This is a genomic window from uncultured Cyclobacterium sp. (assembly GCF_963976465.1).
Taxonomy (GTDB): domain Bacteria; phylum Bacteroidota; class Bacteroidia; order Cytophagales; family Cyclobacteriaceae; genus Cyclobacterium.
On sequence record NZ_CAXBOC010000456.1, the window covers coordinates 1 to 4,627 of the forward strand.

At 44.2% G+C, this 4,627-nt stretch carries 3 protein-coding genes; 2 read left to right on the top strand and 1 reads right to left on the bottom strand.

Annotated features, from left to right (window positions below; translation table 11 throughout):
* Both AAC037_RS20150 and AAC037_RS20155 read left to right on the top strand, forming a co-directional pair.
* On the top strand, nt 1-666 hold a 666-nt coding region (locus AAC037_RS20150; RefSeq protein ID WP_339905138.1), incomplete at its 5' end, for an aminotransferase class III-fold pyridoxal phosphate-dependent enzyme.
* 239 nt (nt 667-905) lie between these two features.
* The gene (locus tag AAC037_RS20155; RefSeq protein ID WP_339905139.1) at nt 906-1,424 is read left to right on the top strand and encodes a DinB family protein; all 519 of its coding nucleotides are present in this window, start codon (nt 906-908) and stop codon (nt 1,422-1,424) included.
* A gap of 694 nt (nt 1,425-2,118) precedes the next feature.
* On the opposite strand, the gene AAC037_RS20160 is transcribed toward AAC037_RS20155, so the two are convergent.
* A complete protein-coding gene (locus AAC037_RS20160; RefSeq protein WP_339905141.1) occupies nt 2,119-4,488 on the bottom strand; it encodes a prolyl oligopeptidase family serine peptidase in 2,370 nt (789 codons plus the stop codon).
* Between the last annotated feature and the right edge of the window lie 139 nt (nt 4,489-4,627).

Genomic DNA, 4,627 nt, shown 5'->3' on the forward strand with positions numbered 1-4,627 from the left:
AATCCGACACCAGGCTTTTTGGAAGCCATCAGGTCCATCACCAAGAAACATGGAATCGTGCTGATCATGGACGAGATTACTGTAGGTTGGCGATTGCATTTTGGGGGCATGCATTTGAAGTATGGCATTGAACCCGACATGGCTGTTTTTGCCAAAGCGCTGGGGAATGGTTATCCCATCGGGGCAGTTATAGGAACCAAGGCTGCCATGGAGGGTGCTCAGCGATCCTTTATCAGTAGCACTTATTGGACAGAGAGTTTAGGGTCAGTGGCTGCATTGGCTACTATTTCAGCAATGGAAAAACTGGATATTCAAAAGGCAATTGAGCATTCTGGCCAACAAATTCAGGGTATCTTGCAAACAACTGCTGCTAGTGAAAACCTTCCCCTACAAGTCAAAGGCTTCCCTGCTTTGACAAGCTTTAGTTTTGACCATCCTGAAAGTGAAATGTTAAGAACCATCTTTACCCAACAGATGCTTTCTAAAGGATTTCTTGCAGGTACTTCTTTCTACCCTACGCTTTCGCACAATGAGCTAATCATTGGTCTTTACCATCAAGCCCTGGCTGAAACCTTTGGCTTTTTAAGCCAAGTTATTAAAGAAAACAATTTTAAAAAGTGGCCCAATGAAGAAAAGGCCCATAGTGGTTTTTCGAGGTTGTTGTAGGTGGGATTAGCGGAAATGGGAATTTATGGCTGAATGGCTGATTTGAAATGGGCTGACTCAATGGAAAGTAATTAACGAAACCATCAATCCTGAAAGCACGAAATCCCTCCGCCGCGGCGGAAGGACCAAGGGGGATTTTTGACGTAAACATTTTAAAGTATAAGCTTGAGATAATTGGACAGCCCATAGAAATACAAAAATATTTTCCGAACTTTAGATTCTATCCAAACCCAAAAACAATGAAAAAAACAAACATTCTACTGACCGCTCTTTTTCTTCTTATTGGAATGGCGAGTAGCCACGCCCAAACTACCATGGAAGAGTTTCTGGCCAAATGGGAAAACAGCAAAGCTTTTACCCTTGAAGCCATTGATAAAATGCCTGATGATAAGTTAGACGACAAACTCCATGAATCTGCCATGTCTTTCAAGGAGCAAATCACGCACATAGGTGCTGCTACAGCCAATATCTCCAAAGGGTTTTTGCTCGGTGGTGAAATGGATTTCGATCCTTCTGCAAAACCGCAAACCAAAGCTGAGATGAAAGAGTTTATCACCAAGGCTTATGATTATGGTAAAAAAACCATTTCTTCTCTCTCTAAAGCCCAATTAACCGAAGAAATTGATTCTTTTGCCGGAAAAATTACCCGTAGGCAAATGGTAGGATTGCTGGATGACCATACTACACACCATAGAGGAGCAGCCATTGCCTATATAAGGGCTCAAGGAATTGAACCTCCGGGTTATAGAGGTATTTAATGCAAATTAAATTCTTTTCCCAGTGGCTGAGAAGAGCCGATACCTAACGGCTGAGTGAACTCAATACCCTGTGGCCAAGAGGAGCCGACACTTAACGGCTAAGTGAACGCTCTACCCGGCGGCTGAGCGGAGCCGATACCTAACGGCTGAGTGAACGCTCTACCCGGTGGCTGAGCGGAGCCGATACCTAACGGCTGAGTGAATTCAATACCCGGCGGCTGAGCGAAGCCGATACCTAACGGCTGAGTGAACGCTCTACCCGGTGGCTGAGCGGAGCCGAAGCCTTAGGGTTACGTAAGCGTAATACCTACCCCTTCGACTCCGCTCAGGGTCCGGTAATATGGATGACTTTCTGACAAAATAACACACTGACAAACAGTAATATACCCATACCCCCTTGTCAGGGAGTTGCGGAAATGGGAATTTCAGACTGAATGGCTAATTTGAAATGGGCTGACTTAATGTAAAGTTAGTAAAGACACTATCATTCCTGAAAGCACAAAATCCCTCCGCCGCGGCGGAGGGATAAAAGGGGATTTTTTATGTGAATTGTAAACTTTTCTAGGACAAACTCTTTACCCGGCGGCTGAGCGGAGCCGAAGCCTAAGGGTTACGTACGCGTAATGCCTAACCCTTCGACTCCGCTCAGGGTCCGGTTGATTGGTTTCGTCACTAAATACCCTACAATACAAACTTATTTAGCATTTTTCAAAAACCTATCCAAAAAGGCAAAGCTTTCCTTCCCGTTAATGGTATGTCCATCATTAAAATAAGCAATGGTGGTAAAACCTTCCTTTTGAATATTTGCATAATGCCTTCTGACTTTGGCATATTCATAAGCCACCCATTTGTCTGTACCGACGGCATCCTTATGGCCTCTTTCTACCATAAATGGCCTGGGAGCAATTAAGGCTGCCATTTCAGCATAATTGAATGTATGGGCCAGGTTCCACTCCGGAATTTCATACTCTCCGGTAAAGGGATAACTGTTGAAAGCCTCATAATCTGTACTTGCAACTTTCCGCACCCATTCATTAAAATCTCCTGAACAAATAGACAGCGCATAACCTTCAACCAGGGCTGGAACCCGCATGGCTGTTTTTCCTCCATAGGACAGGCCATAAAACCCGATTTTCTCCGCATCCACAAAATCCTGCTGTCCCAGCCAGTCTACAATGCGTTGGTGCTGACCTGTTATGATGGAGTATAGGGACAATCCCAATGGATTGGCTTTTCTTTGCAAAACCCTGAAATTATCCTGTCCCCAATATAAATTGTGTGGGGCAAACACCACATAGCCCCTATCCGCCAAGTCTGAGGCAAAACCTTTATAGGCTTTATATGCCCTTTCACTTTTGTCTTTTGTCAAAACATCTTTGGGTAAACCTTCTAAACCATGCTGGGTAACCACAGCCGGCAAAGGAACTGATAGGTCTTTCCCTTTGGGTACCAGTAAAATCCCCCAGGCAAAAACACCGTTCCAAACATCCAGTTTCAGTTCATAGGCTGTCCAAGTATCTGTTTCTGCATAGAATCTCGCTTCGGTATTGTTTGGCACATCTGGGTCGGGCAATCTCCCCAATTCTTCCCATAACCTAGCTCTATGCGCTGATTTTATGGCTTTCAAATCTCCCGAATTGGTGTCAAGTGTCTGCCAAAAAGTATTGTCCCGGATGGTCTCAGAAGCAGGAATAAGTTGCTGCATATGGTTTTCCATAGCTCGTAAAGCCCTTTCTTGTCTGTCTTCTGCATTTGGCCAATGACTTGGTAAGCCAGTGTTTAATAAAGAAGTATCCACTCCTATAAATTCAGCAACTACCCCCAAGTCTTTCAGAAACATTGCCAGGGGTTTATCGGATTGCACACTATTTGCTGAATTACTTCCCTCATAAAACCGAAGGTTACTTTTGCCTTTGGGAAGCATTGCTTCTGCCCTTTGCCACTCTGCCTTCACCGAAGAAAGTTCCGGAATTGATAAGACTCCAGGAGCAGCACCAGTCCTTCCGGCTGATGGTGCGGGTGGTCCTGAAGCTTCAGGATACAAAGAATAATCGAGGTTTAATTTCTGCGGCCAACTCATAACCGCCAGTTCTGCATCCCCGAATTTCTTCAACAAGCCAAAGACATTTCTATAAATAGGTTCATTCCATATATTTTCTCTTTGGTCAAAATAACCACTTACCAATGAGGCGGAAATCCTAGGATCCAAGGCCGCCGCATAAAGGGACAGCATCCCTCCTTCTCCATGTCCGGCCACACCGATTTTCAGTGGTATTCCCATCTGTTCATTTTTTGCTTGGAACCAATCTACTGCGGCCAATACTTTCTGTAATTCATAGCCTATCACATGACTGCCCAGAATAAATCCTTGTCTGTAAATGTACTCCCTGTGGGTTTGGTTGGTAAATTTTCCTTGTATAGAACTCCCTGAAAAAGTGTCTTTTCGATTAAGTAACACAGGAACCAACACCTCCACACCATTTTTCGCCATTGCTGCAGCCCTGCCAAAACCCGGTTCACCTTCCCCTGTCATACCCGCGACAAGCTCCGGTACTGTGCCTGCATCCGGAACATAGACCACACTGGCCTTAATTTCAGCCTTAGGGCTGATTAACAAACCTTCGGCATAAAAATCTCCAAACACTCCGTCAAACACCTGCCACTTTACTGCAGAGATGGTATATTTTTCATTCTCGAAAGTATAGGGTTCGAGGGCTCCACTTTCCTGATAGCTCATAAAAGGAATGGATCTCTTGTCTATAAGCCCTAAAATATCCTGCAATTCCTGTCTTTGCAAGGCAATAGATTGATTAAAAGTTGCAGGACTTGTAAAATCCCTTTGCCAAAAATCATTTCTTGTTGCCTTGCTTTCCTGAAGGGCCCGGTCCAAAAATCCTCCTACCCCTTTCATCATGGTATTGGGCAAGTCAAATTTCTCTTCCAACAAACGCGCCTGAAAAGGGAATTCATGTTCAGTTTGGCCCAAACTTTCCCCAAAGACTCCTGTCATCATCAATAAAATAACAAGCCAAATCCTACGCTTTGAAAAGCAAACTACATGCATCTTTCTATTCGATTTTGTTTAAACCTCTGAGGCTAATCCGTTATTTTATTTCCATGTCCACCAATGGATTGAATGGGTTCAAAGGAACTATCATTTGGGTTTAAGGCGGTAATCATGCATCCCGAAACCTTGCTATCTG